The organism is Kitasatospora sp. NPDC023385 (assembly GCF_055664045.1).
The window spans coordinates 26,482-46,948 of record NZ_JBVOOL010000014.1 but is presented as its reverse complement, the minus strand read 5'-3'; the positions used below and the strand labels follow the sequence as shown (position 1 = coordinate 46,948).

19 protein-coding genes are annotated in these 20,467 nt (G+C 73.2%); 3 read left to right on the top strand and 16 right to left on the bottom strand.

Going from position 1 to position 20,467, the window contains the following annotated elements:
- Positions 1–12: 12 nt before the first annotated feature.
- The 11 genes from AC0B61_RS22225 to AC0B61_RS22175 all read right to left on the bottom strand — a co-directional run bounded on the left by AC0B61_RS22225 (position 13) and on the right by AC0B61_RS22175 (position 13,162).
- Positions 13–1,065, bottom strand: a complete 1,053-nt coding sequence (locus AC0B61_RS22225; RefSeq protein ID WP_471742459.1) for a methyltransferase — start codon at positions 1,063–1,065, stop codon at positions 13–15.
- Entirely contained in the window at positions 1,062–2,258 is a 1,197-nt protein-coding gene (locus AC0B61_RS22220) for a glycine amidinotransferase (RefSeq protein WP_471742458.1), read from the bottom strand. The genes AC0B61_RS22225 and AC0B61_RS22220 overlap by 4 nt, the downstream gene beginning before the upstream one ends.
- 24 nt (positions 2,259–2,282) lie before the next feature.
- The gene (locus AC0B61_RS22215; protein ID WP_471742457.1) at positions 2,283–3,617 is read right to left on the bottom strand and encodes a preATP grasp domain-containing protein; all 1,335 of its coding nucleotides are present in this window, start codon (positions 3,615–3,617) and stop codon (positions 2,283–2,285) included.
- Between the two features lie 113 nt (positions 3,618–3,730).
- Positions 3,731–4,966, bottom strand: a complete 1,236-nt coding sequence (locus AC0B61_RS22210; RefSeq protein ID WP_471742456.1) for an ATP-grasp domain-containing protein — start codon at positions 4,964–4,966, stop codon at positions 3,731–3,733.
- Between the two features lie 10 nt (positions 4,967–4,976).
- On the bottom strand, positions 4,977–6,566 hold the full coding sequence (locus AC0B61_RS22205) for an FAD-binding oxidoreductase (protein WP_471742455.1): 1,590 nt from the start codon (positions 6,564–6,566) through the stop codon (positions 4,977–4,979).
- Positions 6,563–7,612 (bottom strand): AurF N-oxygenase family protein, encoded by a 1,050-nt coding sequence (locus AC0B61_RS22200; protein WP_471742454.1) that lies wholly within the window; start codon positions 7,610–7,612, stop codon positions 6,563–6,565. Before AC0B61_RS22200 ends, AC0B61_RS22205 begins: the two co-directional genes overlap by 4 nt.
- Before the next feature lie 34 nt (positions 7,613–7,646).
- Positions 7,647–8,336: a 2OG-Fe dioxygenase family protein gene (locus AC0B61_RS22195; protein ID WP_471742453.1), complete on the bottom strand. Its 690-nt coding sequence runs from the start codon at positions 8,334–8,336 to the stop codon at positions 7,647–7,649.
- A gap of 436 nt (positions 8,337–8,772) precedes the next feature.
- A complete protein-coding gene (locus AC0B61_RS22190; protein WP_471742452.1) occupies positions 8,773–9,216 on the bottom strand; it encodes a MarR family winged helix-turn-helix transcriptional regulator in 444 nt (147 codons plus the stop codon).
- The gene (locus AC0B61_RS22185) at positions 9,210–9,926 is read right to left on the bottom strand and encodes an SDR family NAD(P)-dependent oxidoreductase (protein ID WP_471742451.1); all 717 of its coding nucleotides are present in this window, start codon (positions 9,924–9,926) and stop codon (positions 9,210–9,212) included. Before AC0B61_RS22185 ends, AC0B61_RS22190 begins: the two co-directional genes overlap by 7 nt.
- Before the next feature lie 278 nt (positions 9,927–10,204).
- On the bottom strand, positions 10,205–11,488 hold the full coding sequence (locus AC0B61_RS22180) for an MFS transporter (protein ID WP_471742450.1): 1,284 nt from the start codon (positions 11,486–11,488) through the stop codon (positions 10,205–10,207).
- 264 nt (positions 11,489–11,752) lie between these two features.
- A complete protein-coding gene (locus tag AC0B61_RS22175) occupies positions 11,753–13,162 on the bottom strand; it encodes a right-handed parallel beta-helix repeat-containing protein (protein WP_471742449.1) in 1,410 nt (469 codons plus the stop codon).
- A gap of 94 nt (positions 13,163–13,256) precedes the next feature.
- On the opposite strand from AC0B61_RS22175, the gene AC0B61_RS22170 reads away from it, so the two are divergent.
- Positions 13,257–14,417 (top strand): Dyp-type peroxidase, encoded by a 1,161-nt coding sequence (locus tag AC0B61_RS22170; RefSeq protein WP_471742448.1) that lies wholly within the window; start codon positions 13,257–13,259, stop codon positions 14,415–14,417.
- Positions 14,418–14,542: 125 nt separating this feature from the next.
- Here the strand turns inward: AC0B61_RS22170 and AC0B61_RS22165 are convergent, their stop codons facing one another.
- The 3 genes from AC0B61_RS22165 to AC0B61_RS22155 all read right to left on the bottom strand — a co-directional run bounded on the left by AC0B61_RS22165 (position 14,543) and on the right by AC0B61_RS22155 (position 18,285).
- Positions 14,543–15,832, bottom strand: coding sequence for a cytochrome P450 (locus AC0B61_RS22165; protein WP_471742447.1), 1,290 nt, complete (start codon positions 15,830–15,832; stop codon positions 14,543–14,545).
- A 137-nt stretch (positions 15,833–15,969) separates the two neighbouring features.
- Positions 15,970–16,584: a TetR/AcrR family transcriptional regulator gene (locus tag AC0B61_RS22160; protein ID WP_471742446.1), complete on the bottom strand. Its 615-nt coding sequence runs from the start codon at positions 16,582–16,584 to the stop codon at positions 15,970–15,972.
- A 120-nt stretch (positions 16,585–16,704) separates the two neighbouring features.
- Positions 16,705–18,285 (bottom strand): FAD-dependent monooxygenase, encoded by a 1,581-nt coding sequence (locus AC0B61_RS22155; RefSeq protein WP_471742445.1) that lies wholly within the window; start codon positions 18,283–18,285, stop codon positions 16,705–16,707.
- 99 nt (positions 18,286–18,384) lie between these two features.
- On the opposite strand from AC0B61_RS22155, the gene AC0B61_RS22150 reads away from it, so the two are divergent.
- Positions 18,385–18,996 (top strand): TetR/AcrR family transcriptional regulator, encoded by a 612-nt coding sequence (locus AC0B61_RS22150; RefSeq protein WP_471742444.1) that lies wholly within the window; start codon positions 18,385–18,387, stop codon positions 18,994–18,996.
- Between the two features lie 80 nt (positions 18,997–19,076).
- Positions 19,077–19,619, top strand: coding sequence for an MOSC domain-containing protein (locus AC0B61_RS22145; RefSeq protein ID WP_471742443.1), 543 nt, complete (start codon positions 19,077–19,079; stop codon positions 19,617–19,619).
- A gap of 5 nt (positions 19,620–19,624) precedes the next feature.
- Here the strand turns inward: AC0B61_RS22145 and AC0B61_RS22140 are convergent, their stop codons facing one another.
- Both AC0B61_RS22140 and AC0B61_RS22135 read right to left on the bottom strand, forming a co-directional pair.
- Positions 19,625–20,071 (bottom strand): hypothetical protein, encoded by a 447-nt coding sequence (locus tag AC0B61_RS22140; protein WP_471742442.1) that lies wholly within the window; start codon positions 20,069–20,071, stop codon positions 19,625–19,627.
- A gap of 10 nt (positions 20,072–20,081) precedes the next feature.
- Complete coding sequence (locus AC0B61_RS22135; protein WP_471742441.1) at positions 20,082–20,375, bottom strand: hypothetical protein; 294 nt, start codon at positions 20,373–20,375, stop codon at positions 20,082–20,084.
- Between the last annotated feature and the right edge of the window lie 92 nt (positions 20,376–20,467).

The window sequence follows — 20,467 nt, the reverse complement described above, 5'->3', positions numbered from 1 at the left end:
CCTCCGCTGGGCTCACGGCCGGATGCCCGTGACGAGCCCGTGCTCGTACGGCAGGTCCGCGACGGTGCCGACGTCGACGAACCCGGCCTCGGCGAGCCAGCGTTCGTAGTCGTCCGCCGGGTAGGACATCCCCTGCCCGGTCGCCAGCACGTTGAGGTAGAGCGAGAGCCGGGCGCCGTAGAGGCCGCGCTGCTCCTCGTCGGCCGCGTGGTACCCGTACACCGCGACCTTGCCGCCGGGCGGCAGCGCCTCGAAGGCCTTGGTCAGCAGGGCCAGGATCTGGTCGTCGTCGAAGACCTCCAGGCAGTGGCTGAACAGCACGCACTGCGCGTCGCGCGGGAACGGGTCGAGGAAGATGTCGCCGGGGTGCAGGGTGACGCGGTCGGCGAGCGGGGCGGGCATCCGGCGGGTGCCGATCTCGGCGACGCTCGGCATGTCGAAGACGGTGAACCGGACGCCGGGGTGGGCGGCGGCGAGCGCCTTGGCGGTGGTGCCGTCGCCGCCGCCGACGTCCAGGACGTGGTCGACGCCGGCCAGGTCCAGGTGGTCGACGATCCCGCTCATCGACCGCAGGGTGAACGCGGTCATCGAGCGGTGCAGCACGTCCTGCAGCTCGGGCCGGTGCTCCAGCCGCTGGTAGAGGGTGGGTTCGGCACCGGGGTAGGCGGCCAGCGCGGTGTTCTCGCCGGTGCGCAGCGCCTCGGTGAGGTGGGCGAAGGCCGGGTAGTAGATCCGCTGCCAGCCGAGCAGGATGTCCTGCCAGTTGTCCTCGCCGCCGGCCGCGAAGAAGTCCTCGGCGACCGGGGTGTTCAGGTAGGCGCCGCCGTCGCGCCGGATCAGTTCGGTGGTGCACAGCGCGAACAGCAGGACGCGCAACTGGTGCGCGGGCAGGCCGAGGGCGGCGCGGATCTCCTCGAAGGAGGACTTGGGGCGCCGCGACAGGTGGTCGAAGACGCCGAGTTCCGCGCCGGCCACCACGGCGTTGAACAGCGCGGGGCCGTTGGCGATCAGGTGGAACCGCTCCAGCACCCGGTCGTGGTCGTAGGTGTCGTGGGTGTCGCTCATCCGAGGTAGTCCTCCGGGCCGCCGTCGCGCACGGTGTCCAGCGTGAAGCAGTGGAAGCCGCCGCCGAACAGCCGCCGGTGGCGGTGCACCACCGGCACGACGGTGAACCGGGCCCGCTCCAGGGTGCGGATCAGTTCCGGGCAGGCGGCGTTGACCAGGACGGTCTCCTCGTCCACCGAGAGCACGTTGAGGTCGATGTACTTGCTGGTGAGGATGAGGTCGTCGTCCTCGTACTGCGGGAAGTTGTTCACCTCCGGCACGGGCGGGACGATCAGGTCCCAGGTGCGCAGCGGCTCGGGCAGCAGCTCCGCGACCTGCTCGGAGCGCACCAGCAGCGTGCCGGGGCGCAGCGCGAGCACCATGCTGTCGATGTGGCTGTCGCTGAGCCGGTGGACCCGGTGGAAGCGGAACCGGCCCTCGAAGTGGCGTTCCAGCCAGTCGACGGCCAGGGCGTGGTTGGCGGTGGAGATGTTGACGACGACGTCGCGGCCGAGCCGCAGGCACTGCGCGCCGTCGAACATCATCTCGAAGCCGACGTCGTACGGGGAGGGCTGCGCGTCGCGGACCGGCTCGGTCGGGCCGCCGACCGAGCCGTGGGCGTAGGACGGGTCGAAGGAGGCGTCCGTCATCAGCGGGCGGGGCATGACCGTCCAGCGGGCGCCGGCGGCGAAGTACTCGGCGAAGACCGGGGTGAGCAGCTGGGTCTCGAAGTAGCGCGAGCGGATCATCGGCGGCGTCTCGACGATCTCGTCGCCGAGGACCAGCGTGTTGTCGCGCAGGTTGAGCGGCGGCACGACGGCGGCCGACCAGGCGGGGGTGCGCACCTCGACGGTGGCCTTGTCCAGCGGCAGCGGGCGCAGCACCTTCACGCCGAGCGACCGCAGGGTGGCGACGATCCCCTCGATGTCCTCGGTGAGCTCGTCGACGTAGCGCTGCTTGATCGGCGACTGGCCGGTGCGGGTGCCCGGGCCCGCGCCGTCCGTCCCGTCGGCGCTTCGTCCGTCGGTGGCGCTCCGGCCGTCGGTGGCGCCCGGGGCGGTCAGCCGGGGGTAGTACCACTCGGAGCGGACCAGGTTGTCGTGGTGGAAGAGGTCGAAGGAGAGCTCACGCTCGTGCGAGGTGTAGTTCTCGGCGGAGCCGACGACCACCTCGCGCAGCCTCGACCACTCGTCGTAGCTGTTCAGCTGGACCATGGTTGACCTTCCGTCGGGTCGGCGTTACGCCGGGGAGGGCAGGAACAGGGACTCGACCCGCTCGCGGACGAGCTCGGCGGCCTCGAAGTCCTCGGCGATCACGCAGAACCGCACCGTGCTGTCCGCGTGGCTGAACGCCTTCACCAGGACGACGCCCGTGCGCGCGTCCCGGTCGTAGGCCAGGCCGGATTCGGCGAGCTTGTCGGCAGCGGCCTGGAACGACGGCACCGGCCACCTGCAGTACTCGACGAGCACCCGGCTGTCGGCGTAGTCCGGCCCGACCAGCTGGCGGCCGATGACGGTGTAGATGTGGGTGGAGCCGGTGATCCGCCCGTTGTACTCGGTGAACATCACCTCGCCGGTGCCGGTCACGATGGCGTCGGCGCAGAACTGGCCCCGGAAGCCCATCATCCGCAGCGCCTCGCACAACCGGCCGCCGGCGGCCACCAGTTCGGGCAGCGCGCGGGGCGGCAGCCCGGGGGAGGGGATCACCTGGGCGTTGGCGACCGGCGCGGACAGCATCTCGCCGTGCTCGGAGAACACCGGGCCGTCGTCGGTGATGACGAACTCCACGAAGATGCCGCGGCTGTCGGGGACGTAGCGCTCGACGACCGCCGGGAAGCGGCTGCCGTTGGTGGCCCACTCCCACCGCTCGTCCAGGTAGGCCCGGATCGCGGCGCGGTCGGGGAGCACCAGCACCCGCTCGGCGCCGACCGGGCGGTAGCCGTCGACCGGACTGACGATCTCGTTGCCGAGGCCGCCGCAGGAGTAGTCGCGCTTGACCATCGCCGGGTAGCCCTTGGCGAAGAGCCCGGCGATGACCTCCTCGGCGTCGACCTTGTTGGTGCACACCCCGCCCTCCGGCAGCGGCACCCCCGAACCGGCCGCCACGGCCCGGAAGACCGCCTTGCTGTTGAGCAGCATCCCGCCGCCCTGGCCGACGAACGCGTGGCCCGGCACGGCGTCCAGGAAGCCGAGCGCGCGGCCCAGCTCGACCACCGAGGCCTCCGGCGTCAACGGGATCACGTCCTCGACCGGGCGGTCGGCGATCGCTTTGGCGAGGTCGTCGCGGAACTCCTGGTTCGCCAGCCGGTCGGCGGTGAGCAGGTCGGTGCCGGCCGCGCCGGCCGGCGGCACCAGCACCTGGAAGGAGGAGCGCGGGGTGCCGGTCAGGGCGGTGATGTAGTCGACCAGCTCCTCCTCCGGCTCCTGCGGCAGGACGACGATGTCGTCCGGCCGGGCGAACCAGACGAGCAGCTGGGCGGAGGCGGCGGCCGTCTTCAGGTGCGCCTGCGGCAGCAGCACCGGGTCGCCGGCGAGTTCGTCGGTGAAGCAGTTGCCGATCAGCAGCCGGGGCATGGGCGGTCTTCCTTCCGAGAGGTGCTTTCGAGGCGTGCTTCTGGGACGTCTCTCCCAGGTGTGGCTGTGGTGCGGGTGCGAGTGCGGGTGTGCGCCTGCGGGGGAGCGGCGGGTCACCGGCGGACGTAGACGCCCTGGTCCTCGTACGCCCGGATCCGGGCCCGGTCGCGGTCGACCGCCGCCGTCGACGGTGCGGCGAGGTAGACGTATCCCGGGACGGTGGCCAGGTCGACGGTCTGCGGCACCGCCTGCCCGGGCGCGAGCGGCGCGCTGAGTTCCACGAAGGACTCCAGCGAGCGGTAGTGCTCCTGCCAGGCGTCCGAACCGGCGATCCCGGCCCGGTGGTTGGACAGGTAGACCTGGCGCAGCTCCTGCGACCAGCGCAGGTCCTCGTCGGGGAAGGCCTTGAACGCCTCCGGGTCGGTCAGGGCGAGGGCGTACAGGTGGACGTGCGAGGTGCCGAGGTACTTCTCGTGCACCCAGGGGTGGATGGAGCCCATCAGTCGCGCGCCGGTCTCGATGAGCACCGGCCCCGACGGGGTGAGCATCACCTCGCTGTGCGCCGCGCCGTGGGCGATGCCGAGCGCGGTGACGGCCTCCCTGGTGTACGACACCACCTCCTCCGCCTGCGGGTCGCAGCGCTGGACGGGCTCGTGGTAGTCGTACACCGGAGAGCCGTACGGGCCCTTGTTCTTGGCGCACTTGAGGATTTCGGCGACCTTGTGCACGCCGTCCCGGGAGACGGTGTTGACGATGTACTCGTCGCCCTCCAGGTAGTCCTGGACGAGCACCGCCCGGTTGGCGGCGCCGATGAAGTTCGGCCGGCCGAGGACGTCCTCGGCGGCCTCGCGGACCTGCGCGGCGGTGCCGCAGATCCGCACGCCGTCGGTCGCGGCGCTGGCGAGCGGTTTGACCACGACGGCCGTGCCGCCGTTGGCGGTGAACCAGGCGCCCGCCTCGTCGGCGGAGGAGGCGAGCGTGCCGGACGGGGCGGCCAGCCCGGCCGCGCGCAGCAGGTCCGCCATCCGCGCCTTGTCCCGCCGGGCGGGTGCGGTGCGGACGTCGTTGCCGGGCAGGCCGAGGCGGTGGCCGAGGGTGTCCGCGAGGACCACCCCCGACTCGCCGCCCGCGATCACCTGGTCCACTCCCAGCCGGCGCAGGGCCGCGACCGCGTCGTCCTCCGGCAGGTGGCCGAGGTCGACGGCGTAGGCGCCCGGGTCGAAGCCGCGGGTGTAGGAGTCGCGGAAGGCCGGCTGGGTGCGCAGGTGGACGCATTCCACCGCGTGCTCGGCGAGTTGTCGGACCAGGAGCCGGGAGGTCGAGAAGCCGTCCACTACCGCGATGCGCATCCGAGGCTCCTCACTCCGGGGTGGCCGGCCGAATCACCGTCACGGGGATGTCCGGGTTGTGGTGGACGTCGTGGTCGGGGCGGACGTCGTGGTCGGGCTGGAAGCCCTGGTCGGGGCGGATGTTCTGGTTGTGGTGCAGGACGTTGTCCGGGTCGTACGCCTCCTTGACGGCGGCCAGCCGCCGGTAGCGCGCGTCCCCGTAGACCTCCCGCACCTTGTCGGCGCGCTCGTCCACCAGGTAGTTGACGTAGCCGCCGGCGTGGCTCCACGGGTCGAGCCGTTCGACGGAGCGCCGGGTCCACGCGATGTTCTCCGCGTCCGCGTCCGCCGCCGACTCTCCCCACTGCGCGGAGACGGTGTGGATGAACGGCGCGTCCCGGTTGGGGAAGGCGCTGTCCTCGTCGGGGACGTCGGCGATCGCGCCGCGCAGGTACTCGAAGTTGATCGAGGACAGCGGCGAGGGCATCACGGCGAGGGAGTCGACCATCTCCGCGGTGGCGGGTGCCGGAATGCCGGTCAGGTAGCGGGTCTTGGTGTAGTAGCGGTTGCCGTTCGGCCGCTCGTGGTCGCCGCCGCTCTGCAACTGCCGGTACGCGACCTCGCCGCTGGCCGTGGCGGCCGGCGGCACCGCGGCGAACAGCGGCTCGGAGGCGGCCGAGCCCTGCTCGGGAGCGCCGAACCACACCGCCGTCAGGTAGAGCGCGGGCCGTCCGCGCAGCCGCTCGGGCAGCCAGGTCTCGTAACCCGCGTACTGGCCCGCGACCTTGAGCGCGCCGGCCACGTGCAGATCGGCCGACAGCTCACCCGCGAACGCCCGGTAGTGCGCCAACACTTCCTCCGCGTCGGCGAGTTCGTACACCCCGGTACGGCGGTGCACCGGCACGGCCGGTCGCAGCCGCAGCGTGAACCGGGTGACGATGCCGAAGTTGCCGCCGCCGCCGCGCAGCGCCCACAGCAGCTCGTGGTGGTCCCGCTCGGTCGCCTCCACCACCGCGCCGTCCGCCAGGACCACCTGTGCGGCGAGCACGTGGTCGCAGGTCAGGCCCCACCGGCGGCTCAGCCAGCCGTACCCGCCGCCGAGGGCGAGCCCCGCCAGGCCGGTGCGGGAGATGATCCCGGTCGGGCAGACCAGCCGGTGCGGCGCGGTCGCCGCGTCCAGGTCGCCGAGCAGGCAGCCGCCCTGCGCCCGCGCGGTCCGGGCGGCCGGGTCGACGTCGACGCCGCGCATCAGCGAGAGGTCGACCATGACGGTGTCGTCGGCCACCGCCGTCCCCGCCACGTTGTGCCCGCCGCCGCGCACCGTCACCTCGTGCCCCGCCTCGGCGGCGAAGCGCAGCGCCCGGCGGACGTCCGCCACCGTGCGGCAGCGGACGATGTGCGCCGGACGGCGGTCGTGCATGCCGTTCCAGACCCGGCGCGCCGCCTCGTACCCGGGGTTGCCCGGCCGCAGCCAGACCCCGTCCAGGACGGGTACGGCGCTGCGTCGGGCGCTCACGGCGCGGCGAGCGCCGGGAGTGGCGGCAGCGCGGTCGGGGATCGGCGCTTGTCCGGTGCCCGTGGTCGGTCGGGCGCCGGTGGCCCGTCCGGGGTTCGCGGTCATCGCAGCGTCACCCCGCCCCAGTCGAAGTCGACCTCGTCCAGCGCCCCCAGTTCGGCGCAGAGGCTGTACAGCGCGCTGTAGTCCTGGACGAGCATGGTGCGCCCCTGGTCCTGCTCGACCTCGCGCATCATCCGCTCGCCGCCCGCCACGCCCACCACCCGGACCACCCGGCGCCAGGTGGTGAAGTCGTTGGCGCCGAACGCCCGCATGCCGTCGCTCACGGCGTCCAGGAAGTACGCCCGGCGCTCGGCGTCCAGGCCGGAGCAGACCTCCTTGGCGACCTCCTTGGAGATCGAGGAGTGGCAGTACTCGTCGCGGTTGTGCAGGGTCGCGGTGGCCCGGTTCACCGGCTGCACGTCCGGGTCCTCGGCGATCAGGTTGAGGTAGGCGTTGATGGACAGCTCGGACACCGTGGTGAAGGCCAGCGTGGTCAGGTCGCGCTGCCACGGGTGCCCCGCCTCGGCCAGCCGCTCGGCGTGGCGGCGCGCCTTCCTCGCCACCGGCAGCTCGCGTTCCGGCAGGTGCCAGCCGCGCCGACGGCGGGTCACCGCACTGGCGTTGAGGTGCATCAGGGTGTGGTACTGCTCGTCCACCATGGCCTGGGTCGCGGCCAGGACGGAGGTTTCGGACAGTCCGGTGCCGAAGGCGTCCCGGGCGATCAGCTCGAAGCCCGGGTTCACCACCCGCTGCTCGTTGTCCATCACGTTCTTGTTGAACGCCACCCAGGCCCAGGCGAGCAGCCGGGACCGCTGCGCCTCGTCGAGGGCGAGGTAGCAGGGGTGGTCCCGGAACGGGAGAAGGTGCTCGGGGTAGTCGGGGCGGTCGGGCTCGAACAGGTCGTCCAGGTCCGGTTCGGGCCGCTTCACCGAGGCCCGCCGGGCCCAGTTGCCGGCCAGCCGGGCGATGACGGCGTTCTCGACGGGATCGTCCGGGTCGTGCTCCGGCAGGTGCGGGGACGGGGACGGGGACGGCGGCGGGGACGGGGATTGGGACGGGCGCGGATGCGGGGACGGGTGGCCGGCGTCGGCGGCCGGAAGGTGGGCCATGGCGTGCGTCCTCTCGGGGGGCTCCTGGGGTCGGCTACCAGGTGCCGGCGAGTACGGCCTTCTCGTACGCCTCCCCGTAACGCCGGTCCGGCCAGGCGTTGTAGGCGAGCAGGAAGAGGTCGCGGTGTCCCTCCTGACCGTGCGGCGCGGCGATGTCGGTCGCGTAGTGCCGCATCTTCCGGTCGTCCAGGACGACGGCCTGCCCGGGCTGGAGCACCGTCCGGGCGAACGGCACGTCGCTGTCCATCGGCATCAACTGGGTTTCGCCGCCGGTGATGTTGGACCGGTCGATGACGGCGATCACGCTGAAGGTGTGCCCGTCCTGGTGCGGCCCTTCCGGCACCGAGACTCCCCGGGTGTTGTCGTCCGAGACGATCCGCCACTGGTGCACGTCCACCTGCCAGTCGGTGGAGGTGTCCAGCGGGACCTCGTCCGCGCCCGCCCGCACCAGCGCCCCGGGGTCGATCCGCAGCGGCTCGAAGTCCCGCAGCTGTCCACCCGTCACGCCGTTGAACTGCGTCGCCTGGCAGAACGGACGGTGCGGCAGCAGCTCCAACTGCCAGCCGTCGTGGGCGGAGTGGGCGATCCGGAACTGCGAGAACCGGCGGTGGCGGAACTTGCCGTCGCAGTACCGGTCGAGGGGGAGGGCGGGGAACTCCCGGAGGACGGACTCGTCGAGCGCCGGGACGGAGAAGAACTGGTAGTGCCGTTCATTGAGCGCCATGCGAAAGCCAGCCGTTCTGTGGGGTGTCAGACGACGCAATGGAGGCCACGGGGGGAGGGCAGGGGGCACCGAACCCCGGGCACGGGCCCGGTCGGAGGGTCACTCCTGCGATGACCATCGTCATTCGGCATGACCACGGCGTTCAAGGGATCCGGGCTTCCGGAACCGGCATGACGTGATCCGGACAGGCTGGAGCGGCAGAAGGGGCTTTCGGCCGAGCGGATGTGACGTGACGTCAGGTGTCGGCGACTCCGTCAGCGAGCGACGCGTCCGGTCGTTTCTGCCGCGCTCGTGGTCGATGTCGGACACGGACGGGTCGCGGCCGCCGATCCCGAGGAGGCAGGAGGCGACGGTGCCGCGGGTTACGGTGCGGGGCGTGACCTTGTTCTTCGTCCCTTCCGGTCTTGGTGGTCACCCCCCGGTGCGGGCCGGCGGGTCACTGGTCCTCGACCCCGTCCGCGTCGAGGATGCGGGTGAGGAGTTCGGTGAGCTGCCTGAGGTCGTCGGCCGGGAGGGTGCCGATGGCCGGCGGCGGCCGCAGAAGGATGGCGTCGACGGTCGTGATGGCGTCGTGGCCGGCGGCCGTGAGCGTCACCAGTTTGCGGCGCCGGTCGTCGGGGTGCGGTCGGCGTTGGACGAGGCCCTGGGTTTCCAGTTTGTCGACGATGAGCGTCACGTAGGGAGCGTCGATGCCGTTGGCCTGAGCGAGTTCGCTGAGGGTCATCGGCCGTTCCCGGAGCTGGAAGAGGAGCTTGCCGCGGCCGCCGCCGAGGCGGAACCCGAGCGCCTCGGCGAGTTCGCCGTGCCGGTTGTGGGACTCGACGAACCCCCGCATCAGGGCCCAGGCCCGGACGACCGGGTCGGTCGGGACGGCTACCACGGTACGGTCCGGCCGAGGTAGTCGACGTAGTGCAGCCCGGGCTCGCCCCGCAGGGCGTCGAGGGTCCTCACCACGTTGGGGATGCTGTCGTCGATGCCGAGCCGGGCGTCCGGGCCACCGAGGTCGGTGCGCACCCAGCCGGGGGCCATCAGGACGAGGGCCCGCTCCTCGCCGCTGTGCCGCGCCGCGTAGCTGCGCATGAAGGTGTTGAGCGCGGCCTTGCTCCCGCGGTACACCTCGTGGCCGCCGTTGACGTTGTTCGTCACGCTGCCCTGGCCGGAGGACATCACCGCGATGGTGCCCGCCGGGTCGATGCGGTGGTGGAAGGCCTCCACGACGCGCAACGGGCCGAGCGCGTTGGTGACCATCACCCGGGTGAACTCGTCGGTCGAGGTCTCCGCCACCGTGCCCTCGGGCTGGTTGGTGACGCCGGCGTTCACGAACAGCAGGTCGAACGTCCGGTCGGCGAGGCGGCCGTGGAGCGCCGCGATCTGTGCGGGCTCGGTGATGTCGACGGTCTCGATCTCGATCCGCCCGTCGCTGGCGTCGGCCAGCTCGTGCAGCGGGGTGCGGTCCGTGCCGCGCACGGTGGCGGTGACCTGCCACCCGCCCCGCACCCACTCCTGGGCGAGGGCCAGGCCCAGGCCCCGGGACGCGCCGATCAGCAGGACCCGCCTGGCGGACTCCGGACGTGCATTGGTTGTAGGCATAGCAATGATTGTATCCCCTATAACTAATTCGTGGCCACCGCCGACCACGCCACTGCGCCGGGGGCGGATGGCAGGCCAAGGAGTGGCAGGGCAAGGGGCGACAGGCCAAGGGGGGTGAGGTCTGGCGGCGGACGCGAAGAGGCGGCCCCACGCGCCGTGCGTGGGGCCGCCTCTTCGCCGGGTCGCTCTGCCGCCCGGCACTGCTGCGAGAGGCGGCGTGGACCACGGCCCGCGCCGCGGGCGGAGGCTGAGGCGACCCGAACCGGCTGCGCCGGGGGCTACTCGCCCTCGGGGGAGGCAGCCTGCGCCTTCGGCTCCTGGGCCTGGTTCGACTCCATGGCGGTCATCCGCGGCAGCAGGAACAGCACGGCGACCAGCAGGACCAGGAGCAGGCCGCCGCCGAGGAGCAGGGGCGTGCGGATGCTGGTCACGGAGGCGATCCAGCCGCTGAGGGACGCGCCGGCCATGATGCCGAGGCGACTCAGCAGCATGTAGCAGCTGTTGACCCGGCCGAGCAGCTCCTTGGGCACGGCCTGCTGGCGCAGCGAGATCGCCTGGATGTTCCAGGTCACGATGCCGAAGCCGATCACGCCGTACAACGCCGCGACTTCGAGCACCGAGGTGCTCATCCCCATCAGGATCAGCGAGACGCCCATCAGCAGGAAGGCGCCCGCGATCCGGGTGCCGCGACTGAGCAGGCGGCTGAGCCGGCCCGCCAGGGTGCTCGCGGCGGTGCCGCCGATCGCGCCCGCCGCGAGGACGATGCCGTAGGAGGCGGCGGGGGCGTGCACCACCTTGGTGACCATCAGGACCATCATCGTGGTGCCCATGAAGCAGGTCAGGGCGCCCAGGGTGGAGAGGACGGCCAGCGTCCGTACCTCGCGGTGGCGGAACAGCCAGTCGACGCCCTCGCGGATCTCGGTGAGCACCGGGCGGCCGGCCTGGACGCGGGCGGCGGTGGAGCGGCCGGTGGCGGCGACCAGGGCGGCGGCGAGCGCGAAGGAGATGCCGTCCACCGTGAACGGGTACCCGGCGGCCACGGCGAACAGGGCCGAGCCGAGCAGCGGGCCGATCAGGTTGCCGCCGACGAGCATGTTGGCCTGCATCCGGCCGTTGGCGGCGTCGAGCTGGTCGGGGCGCACCAGTTCCGGAACGGCCGAGGTGGCGGCGTTGGAGAAGACCGTCTCGCCGCAGCCGAGCAGGAAGGCGAGGGCGGCGAGCGCGACCAGCGGCGGGTCGGCGAGGAAGACCCAGGAGGCGAAGCCGAGGACGACGGCGGCGCGCAGGGCGTCGATCGTCCACATCAGCCGCCGCCGGTCGGCCCGGTCGGCGAGCACCCCGCCGTACAGCGACATCAGGAGGAAGGGCAGCGACGCGGCGACGGAGACCACGGAGACCGCGCTCGGGGAGTCCGAGACGGCCACGGCCAGCAGCGGCAGGGCCGAGTCCCGCATGCCGTCGCCGACCGAGGAGATCGCCGAGGCCGACCACAACAGGGTGAATTTCCGGCCGAGTTGGGGACGGCTTTTGGATGGCTTCTCGGCCAGGTCTGCTGCGGTCACCGACGCAGTATGTCATGTCCGCGGAGGCTTGTTCGGGCGGATTCCGAACTGCCCCGGCTGTCCGGAACTGCCCGTGTCCGCACGGAAGTCGGGCTCGTCCGGAGCTGTCCGAGACTGTCCTGACTGCGCCTCTGCCCCCCTCGCGGGTCCACCGCCGCCCCGGGCCGCCCGGCGGGCGGACGGGCGACGGGGCGGGCGGACGCGCGGTGAGTGGACGCGCGGCGGGCGGCATGGCGGCCTCCGGTCGGGTGCGGACTCGTGCGGTCAGTGCGTCGGGACGGCGTCGGCGGTGGCCGGGAGCGGGTAGGCGTCGGGGTCGACGGGCCCCGGGAGGCCGGTCGCCGGGCGGCCCGGGGCGGTCGGGTCGGGCAGGGACGGCTGGGCGGGCGGGGCCTTCACCTGGCTGAACGGGATGCCGGGCGGCGCCTGGACCGGGCTCGTCCGGCCCGCGGGTACGGGGCCGCGGCCCTGGGCGGTGCAACTCGCGACGGTCTCCAGGTTCTCGGGGCTCTGGACGGCGGGCTGGTTGCCGGTGAAGCAGTTGCCCGGGTCGGCGGAGGCCATGGCGAGGTCGGTGCCGTTGCCGGTGGCGCGGTTGCCTTCGACCCGGTTGCCGCCGGCGGGGTGGCCGGGCGGGTCGGTGATGACGATGCCGACCGCCCGGTTGCCCTGGACGAGGTTGCGCTGCACCGTGTTCGCCGTGCCGCCACCGATGCCGATGCCGATGCCGTAGCCGCCGTCGGCTTGTTCGGGGGTGTCGGCGGCGTTGTTGTCGGTGACGACGTTGCCCGCGATGACCGCGCCGTGCTGCGGGGCGAGGGCTTCGAGGTCGTTGGAGTTGACGGTGACGCCGACCCGGTTGGCGGTGACGCGGTTGCCGACGACGGTCAGCCCGTCGGAGGCGTTGGTGAGTTCGATGCCGACGGCGTTGCGTTCGACGGTGTTGCCGCGCACCAGGGTGTCGCAGGGCTTGCACTGGCCGACGTAGATGCCGGAGTCGGCCTGGCCGGAGGCGTACGAGTCCTCGATGACGCCGCCGCGCGCGTCGAAGGCGTAGATCCCGTACAGGCCGTTGTTGTAGGCGGTGACGCTGGTCGCGCGGAAGCCCTGGACGACGGGGAAGCGGGTGGTGTCCAGCGGGTCGTAGGCGGAGCCGCCGGCGCCGTGTTGCTGCAGCTTCTCGTCGGTGACGCCGGTGAACAGGACGCCGTTGGCGAGGTAGCCGTGGACGGTGAGGTTCTCGACGACCGAACCCGGGCCGGTGACGATGACGCCGTTGACGAGGCGTACGCCGCCGTCGAGGACCACCGTGTTGCGGTCGGTGCCGCGCAGCACGATCCGGGGCTTGGCGATCCGGACGCTCTCGCGGTAGGTGCCCGGGTCGACCAGGACGGTGTCGCCTTCGCGGGCGACGTCCACGGCCTGCTGGATGGTCGGGAAGTTCTGCGGCACCCGGACGACCGTGCCCCCCGGGTGCTTCGCGTCGGAGGAGGCCGGGCCCGTCGAGGAGCAGCCGGCGAGGACGAGGACGGCGGCGGTGAGCAGGGCGGTGAGCAGAGGGGGGAGTATCGCCGGGAACCCGGCCCCCGGTGCGGGCGGTGCCGGCGGTGCGGGCGGTGCGGGAGGTGCCGGCGTCGAGGCCGTTGTGCGGATCCGGGACTGACGTGTGGTCAAAAGTTGCATAAGGCGTGTTCTATCGTCTCCAATGTCGCCCATGCATGCCGAAACCGGAAAGGTGCCGAACCGGCCGCGAACCGTCGGGAGCGGGGTGGACCGACGGGCCCTGCTCGCGGGCGGGGCGGTACTGGCCGCCGGGGTCGGTGCCGGGATCGGCGCCGGGGTCACGGCGCTGGCCCGCGGGGGAGACGGTGTACGGGCCGCGGCGCCGCCGCCCGAGCCGCCCGTCCCCTTCCACGGCGACCGGCAGGCCGGGGTGACGGCCCCGCAGCAGCCGGCCACCCACCTGCTCGCCTTCGACCTGGCGCCCGCCGCGACGTCGGACGGCCGGGCCGCCCTGCGGGGCCTGCTGGGGGAGCTGACGCGGGTGCTCGCCGCCGCGGCCGACGGGACGTCGACGGACCCGCGCCTGCGGGGCGGCGAGCCGGCCCGGCTCAGCGGTCTGGTGGGGGTCGGTCCGAGGGCGGCGGCCCGGCTGGGGCTGAACGTTCCGCCGCCGGTCCTGGCCGAGCTGCCCGCCTTCCCCGGCGACCGCCTCGACCCGGCGCGCGGCGGCGGCGACCTGCTGGTGCAGCTGTGCGCGGCGGACCGGTGGCCGCTGACCGTCGTCGCCGAACAGGTCGGCGCGGCCGCCGGGGCGGCGGGGGCGGCGGTGCGGTGGACGCAGTCCGGCTTCCTGCCCCGAACGGCGGCGGGCACCACGCCGAGGAACCTGTTCGGCTTCAAGGACGGTACGGCGAACCCGGACGAGGAGGCCGCCCGGCAGTGGGTCTGGGGCCCGTCGGGGCCGCACCAGCACGGGACGGTGCTGGTCTACCGGCGGATCCGGATGGACACCGCCGCCTTCGCGGCCCTCCCCGGCGACCGGCAGGACCAGGCGATGGGGCGCCGGTCCGGCGACGGCGCGCCGCTCACCGGCACGGCGGAGCACGACGAGCCCGACATCTATGCGAAGAACCCGGACGGCTCGTACGTCATCCCGGCCACCGCGCACGTCCGGCTCTCCAGCCCCCGGCTCGACGGCGGCGCCCGGATGCTGCGGCGTGGCTACAGCTACGACGACGGGCCGGCGGACAAGGGGCTGCTGTTCTGCGCCTTCATGCGGGATCCGGCCCAGTTCACCCGGGTGCAGAACCGGTTGGCGGCGCGGGACGCGCTGAACCCGTTCCTGGCGCACACGGCGTCGGCGGTGGTGTACGTGCTGCCGGGGGCCCGGGAGGGCGCGGTGCTGGGGGAGGGGCTGTTCGGGTGACCCGCAGGGCCGTGCCGCCGTCGGCTGCGGACGGCGGCACGGCCTGGGGTGGCGCGGCCTGGGGTGACGCGCCCTGAGGTGGCACGGCCCGGTGTCGCGTGGCCCTTGGGCTCGGAGCCCGGCTGTCACCAGGTGACGGGGATCCGGGCCGGGCTGCGGGTGGTTCCGCCGAGTTGCCAGGCGATGTCCGCGACCGGGCTGGCGAGCCGCAGGCCGGGGAGGGCGGTGGCGAGGCGGTGGAGGGATTCGCGCATTTCGAGCCGGACGCGCCAGGCGCCGATGCAGTAGTGGGGCCCGGCGCTGAAGGCGAGGGTGGGGGCGGCGAGCGGCAGGTCGAGGTCGGCGTCGAGGCCGTCGGGGTAGACGGCGGGGTCGCGGTTGGCGCTGCCGAGGCTGATGGCCAGGACGGCGCCGGCCGGGATGGTGGCGCCGCCGAGTTCGATCGGTGCGGTGGCGCGGCGGATGGTGGCCTCGTCGTCGCCGAGCGGGATGAAGTGGAGCAGGCGTTCGGCGGTGCGTTCGGCGGTGTCCGGGTCGGCGAGGCGGGGCCAGTGGTCGGCGCGTTCGCCGAGGAGGTAGACGAGGGCGTTGCCGAGGGCGCCGGCGACGCTCTCGTTGCCGCTGGCGGTGAGTCCGGCGACGAGGTAGACGAGTGACTCCTCGGGGATGCCGCCGTCCTGGTCGGCGGCCTGGACGAGCCGGCTGACCAGGTCGCCGCCGGGCTCGCGGCGGCGGCGCTCGATCAACTCCGCGGTGAACGCGCCGTATTCGGCGAGGGCTTCGGCGTGCTCCGCTGCCTGCTCTCGGGAGTGCTCCGCCGCAGTGCCGTCTGCGGCTGCCCCTTCGGCCGTGCCGCCTGCGGCTGCCTCCCCCGCTGCCGCGTCCTCGCCCTGGGCGAGCAGTGCGAGGGTCCAGCGGTGCAGCCGGTCCTCGTCCAGGCTGTCCGGTCCGTTGCCGTCGAGCCCCATCAGCCGGGTGGTGACGGCGAAGGGCACCGGCCGGGCGAACGCGGTGACCAGGTCGGCGGGCGGCCCGGCGGCGACCAGCGCGTCCACGGACTGTTGGACGGCGGCCGCGACCCAGGGCTGCCAGCCGGCGATGGCGCGCGGGGTGAAGGCCCGTTGGACGGTGCCGCGCAGGCGGCGGTGGGCGGGGCCGTCCTGGTTGAACAGGGACGCCGGGTTGGCGGCCACGTCGGCGGTGGTGCCGGCGGTCCCGACGTCGTGGAGGTCGGCCCGGGTGATCCGGGGGTCGCCGAGGACCTGCCGGACGTCGTGGTAACGGGTGACCAGCCAGGCGGGGGTGCCGTCGGGGAGGGTGGTCGGGTGGGGTGGTCGGGCGGGGGAGACGGGGAGCCGGTGGAGCGGGGGGAGGGTGGTGAGGGTGGTCCGGGTGTCGGTGGCGGCGGATTCCATGGGGCCCTTCGGGGTCGGTGCGGCTCGGTTTGTCTCGGTTTGTCTCAGTGCAGCCTTTACGTCCAACTGTCATATTTTCTGCGACAGTTGTCCGCTTCCTGCGGACTTTCCCCGTTACGGACCGATGGTAAGCGCCGTCACCCCCAGTCGGGCGCCGGATCGGCGGCCAGGAGCGGCCGGAGCGCGCCCAGTACGGCGCCGATGCAGGCGTCGCGCAGCTCGTCGCGGGTGCAGGTCTCCTCGGTCAGCCAGTCGATGACGAGCACCCGGACGAACACCAGCCAGCTGCGCAGGACCTGCGACACGGCCCGTCGCGCGTTCTCGTCCGCGAGCGGGAGAACGCCGAGCAGGCGGCCGCGGAGGGCGTCGAGCTCCTCGGTGATGATCGTCTGGATCACCTGGTCCCCGGCCAGGACGCGGTTGGCGGCGAGTGCGGCGTGCCGGTTGGCGATGAAGTAGTCCAGGTGGGCGTCCATGCCCTCGACCAGCTGCTCGATCAGCGTGTCGGCCGGGTCGAACCGGCTGCGGGTGAGCAGGTCGTCGGCGGCCTGCCGGTAGACCTCCGCGAACAGGTCGTGCTTGCTCGGGAAGTGGCGGTAGAGCAGGGCGCGCGAGACCCCGGCCGCCTCGGCGACCTCCTCCATCAGCACCTCCTCGTACGGCCGGGCGGCGAAGAGGCGGGCGCCGACGGACAGCAGCTGGGCACGCCGGTCGGCCGGGGAGAGGCGGCGGCGCGGTTCGTGGACTGGCATGCGGGCCAGGCTACTTGACACGTGTCTACTAGTGGCGCGGCCGTCCGCGCCGACCCGTCCGGCCGCGTCGGGCGGGGCGTCCGCGCCGGACGATGCGCCTGCGCCCGCGCCGTGCGGGGCTCACGCGACTGGTGCGTAGCTCCCCAGGTGCCCGGCGAGGGTGCCCGGGGCGGCGGTGGCCCCGGTGAGCGCGACGTAGCCGTCCGGCCGGACCAGCACGACGGCGTCGCCGCGCAGCCCGTACGCCCGGGCGACGTGGCCCCCGGGGTCGAGCACGGCGGCCCGGCGCAGGATGACGGAGGCGGGCAGCGAGGCTTGCCCTGACGGCTCGTCCAGGGCCGGGTGGCCGCCGAGGGTCAGCAGCGTGAAGTGCGGGCCGCGGAAGAGGTCGAACAGTCGGGTCGGCGTGCCGTCGGCGGTGGCGCAGGGCGCGTCCGGGGCGCGGTCGCCGGCCCGGATGCCGGTGGTGTCGTCGAGGTCGCGGCCGAGCGGGCCGCCCCGGTAGCCGACGGAGAGCCCGGTGAAGTCGTCTCCGGCGGCGGCCAGGTTGACGAACTGGTCGGTCAGCGCGCGGGCTCCGTCGGCGCCGAACAGCGCCCTGTGCTGGGCGGAGCTGGCGGCGAGGACGGCGCGGGCCACGGGCAGCCGTTCGGCCTCATAGCTGTCGAGCAGCGCGTCGGGAGCGCCGCGCAGCACCGCGGCCAGCTTCCAGCCGAGGTTGTGCGCGTCCTGGATGCCGGTGTTCATGCCCTGGCCGCCGGCCGCGGACTGGCAGTGGGCGGCGTCCCCGGCGAGCAGCACCCGGCCGTCGCGGTACCGCTCGACCATGCGGACGGTGGGCCGCCAGACGGTGGACCAGACCGGTTCGTGCAGCGTGACCCCGGACAGGCCGGCCCGTTCGGCGAACAGCGCGCGGAACGTCTCCAAGGTCGGTTCCGGGATCCCGCCGCGCCCGTCCGGGTCGACGGCGGCGTGCACGGCCCAGTTGGCGTCCGCCCGCATCGGGACCATCGTCAGCGCGCCGATGCCGAGCCGGGGGTCGTGCCAGATGTGCAGGGAGCCGGTGTCCAGGCCGTCGACCTCCATGGCGGCCATGAGGAACCGTTCCTCGTCCCAGGTCTCGCCGAGGAAGGGGATGCCGGTCAGCTTGCGGACGGTGCTGCGGCCGCCGTCGCAGCCGACCAGGTAGCGGGCGGCCAGCAGCTTCGTCCGGTCGCCTGCGCCGCGGACGGTGGCGAGCACGCCGTCCGCGTCCTGGGCGTAGCCGACCAGTTCGGTGTCCGTCTCGACCGTGACGCCGTACGCGGCGAGCCGGTCGCGCAGGACCGCCTCGGTGTGGTGCTGGCCGAGCAGCAGCATGCCGCCGTACGGGCGGTCGGGCGTGGACGGGTTGGCGGGCGCCGGGTCGACCTCGCGGACGAGCCGATTGCCCTCGTACGTACGGACCTTGAGGTCGGCCGTGCCGCGGTCGAGGATCGCGTCCACGACGCCGAGGTCGTCGAACACCTCCAGGGTGCGCGGGGTGATGCCCTTGCCGCGGACGCCGCGGTCGCGGAACCGCGGCTCCCGCTCGATGACGCGGCAGCCGATCCCGGCGCGGGCCAGTCCGAGGGTGAGCGCGAGCCCGACGGGGCCGGCGCCGACCACCAGGACTTCGGTCGTCCCGGCTTCGGTCGAACGGGTGGTGCAGACGTTGCGCATGACGGGTCTCCCCCTGGCCATCCAGCCATAAGATACGGCGCGTTTCTTGTTTTCGACTGTAGGCTGCCCCAATAAGAAACGCAACGTATCTACAAATCTGTGGAGTGGGACGCGGTGGTGGACGGCAAGCCGGTGCGGCGGCGCGGTGACGAACTGGAGCGGGCGATCCTGGACGCCGTCTGGGCCGAACTCGCCGAGCACGGCTACGACAGGCTCACCATGGACGGCGTCGCCGCCCGCGCCCGCACCAGCAAACCGGTGCTCTACCGCCGCTGGCCGAACCGCGCCGCCCTCGTCATCGCCGCCCTCGACCGCAACGCCCCCGACTACCAGGAGCCGCCCGACACCGGCGAGTTGCGGGTGGACCTGGCACTCTTCCTGGGCGGCCTGCTGCACCGCTTCGACGACCTGCCGACCGACGCTGTCCACGGTCTCCTCGTCGACCTGATGCGCGACCCCGAACTGCGGGCCGGCTTCACCAGCGGCCTGACCGCCGAAGGGCCGGTCACCAGCCTCGGCACGATGATGCGCCGCGCCGCCACCCGAGCCGAGATCAACCCCGCCCGGCTCACCCCCCGCGTCGTCTCCCTCCCGCTCGACCTCCTGCGGGACGCGTTCCTGACCACCGGGACCGTACCCACCGACCAAGTGGTGGCGGAGATCCTGGACCAGGTCGTGCTGCCGCTCCTCCGGGCGCCGTCCGACGGCTGATCGGTCGTCGGGCCGCGGTCGACCGGCGGTGGCTATGCTCGGGGTCGATCGAACGGACGTCCGTGAGGAGGGCTCGCAGGATGAGCGGCACCGTGGTGGCAGTCAGCAGCAACGCCGAGTACTCGTTCACCAAGCCGAACCGGGCCGGCATCACGCTGCTCACCGGGCTCGGCGTCGAGGGTGACGTGCACGCCGGAGTGACGGTCAAGCACCGGTCGCGGGTCGCCCAGGACCCGACCCAGCCCAACCTGCGCCAGGTCCACCTGATCCACCGCGAACTCCTCACCGAGCTCGGCGAGTCCGGGTTCGACGTGGTGCCGGGCGCGCTCGGCGAGAACGTCACCACCGAGGGCGTGGACCTGCTCGGCCTGCCGGTCGGTGCGGTGCTGCGGATCGGGCCCGACGCGGAGGTGGAGGTCACCGGCCTGCGCAACCCGTGCGCGCAGATCGAGGCCTACCGGGCGGGGCTGCTCAAGCAGGTCGTCGGCCGCGCCGAGGACGGCACGATCGTGCGGCGCGCCGGGATCATGGGCATCGTCCGCACCGACGGCGCAGTCCGGCCCGGCGACACCATCGCGGTCGAACTGCCGGACGGCCCGCACCGGGCGCTTGACCGGGTCTGAGGGGCCTACGGCCAGCGGACCTCGCCGCCCCGGACCTCCAAGGCCTCGAAGGCGTCCGACTCGTAGAACCTGACCCAGCCCACCCGGACCAGGTCGGGCCCCGGGCGGTGACTCGCGTCCGCCCTGACGGCCAGCCAGCGGATCAGCGGCGCGAGATCGTCGAAGGAATCCGGGTGGACCTCCTGGCGGGCGGCCAGGGACCACGGCGCCGGCCCGCCCTGCGACGCCTGCGTCAGATCCGCCAGCAGGGCCCCGCCGATCCGGTGGGCGGAGCCGCGCTCGCCGAGCAGCGGTTCGGCGCACCCTTCGTCGTCCAGGGGGAGGTCGGGGATGATCCGCAGCACCTCGGGGCGGGGGCCGAGTCCGAGGTGGAAGCGCAGTTCGGCGCACTCCTCGGCGGACAGGTCCGTCGTCAAGTCCAGGGCGATCAGCAGTTCGTAGAGGTCGGCCATGGCGGCCACGCTAGCGAACCGGCTCACCGTCGGTGCGGCGCAGGTCGTAGAGGTACGACTTTCCGGCCTTCCAACTGCGCCAGGGGCAGAGCGGCGGGAACATCTCCCCGGCCGTCCCGCCCGGCAGCGGCGCGGAGTTGGGCACCCCGTCGGCATCGACGGTGCACCAGCCGCGCTCGGGCAGCCACCGGCACCAGATGTCCAGGTCGGTCCGCTTGAACGACGGCCTGCCGTGGAAGGTGCCGTCCGGCCGGAAGCGGTAGACCAGGCCGTCCAGGCGGCGGACGAACTCGATCGACGACATCGCGGATCCCTCCAACTCGACTACGTGGCAAGGCCGGTGGTGTCTGCCACCGGTAGGGCAAGAGACTACTGCTCGCCGGGTGAGGGTCGTCC

What these genes read in the sequence shown, in the direction of transcription:
- AC0B61_RS22200 (WP_471742454.1), bottom strand. Translation starts at nt 7,612, where the DNA reads ATGGCCCACCTTCCGGCCGCCGACGCCGGCCACCCGTCCCCGCATCCG.
- AC0B61_RS22135 (WP_471742441.1), bottom strand. Translation starts at nt 20,375, where the DNA reads ATGTCGTCGATCGAGTTCGTCCGCCGCCTGGACGGCCTGGTCTACCGC.
- AC0B61_RS22215 (WP_471742457.1), bottom strand. Translation starts at nt 3,617, where the DNA reads ATGCCCCGGCTGCTGATCGGCAACTGCTTCACCGACGAACTCGCCGGC.
- AC0B61_RS22220 (WP_471742458.1), bottom strand. Translation starts at nt 2,258, where the DNA reads ATGGTCCAGCTGAACAGCTACGACGAGTGGTCGAGGCTGCGCGAGGTG.
- AC0B61_RS22140 (WP_471742442.1), bottom strand. Translation starts at nt 20,071, where the DNA reads ATGGCCGACCTCTACGAACTGCTGATCGCCCTGGACTTGACGACGGAC.
- AC0B61_RS22225 (WP_471742459.1), bottom strand. Translation starts at nt 1,065, where the DNA reads ATGAGCGACACCCACGACACCTACGACCACGACCGGGTGCTGGAGCGG.
- AC0B61_RS22155 (WP_471742445.1), bottom strand. Translation starts at nt 18,285, where the DNA reads ATGCGCAACGTCTGCACCACCCGTTCGACCGAAGCCGGGACGACCGAA.
- AC0B61_RS22160 (WP_471742446.1), bottom strand. Translation starts at nt 16,584, where the DNA reads ATGCCAGTCCACGAACCGCGCCGCCGCCTCTCCCCGGCCGACCGGCGT.
- AC0B61_RS22210 (WP_471742456.1), bottom strand. Translation starts at nt 4,966, where the DNA reads ATGCGCATCGCGGTAGTGGACGGCTTCTCGACCTCCCGGCTCCTGGTC.
- AC0B61_RS22185 (WP_471742451.1), bottom strand. Translation starts at nt 9,926, where the DNA reads ATGCCTACAACCAATGCACGTCCGGAGTCCGCCAGGCGGGTCCTGCTG.
- AC0B61_RS22205 (WP_471742455.1), bottom strand. Translation starts at nt 6,566, where the DNA reads ATGACCGCGAACCCCGGACGGGCCACCGGCGCCCGACCGACCACGGGC.
- AC0B61_RS22145 (WP_471742443.1), top strand. Translation starts at nt 19,077, where the DNA reads ATGAGCGGCACCGTGGTGGCAGTCAGCAGCAACGCCGAGTACTCGTTC.
- AC0B61_RS22165 (WP_471742447.1), bottom strand. Translation starts at nt 15,832, where the DNA reads ATGGAATCCGCCGCCACCGACACCCGGACCACCCTCACCACCCTCCCC.
- AC0B61_RS22195 (WP_471742453.1), bottom strand. Translation starts at nt 8,336, where the DNA reads ATGGCGCTCAATGAACGGCACTACCAGTTCTTCTCCGTCCCGGCGCTC.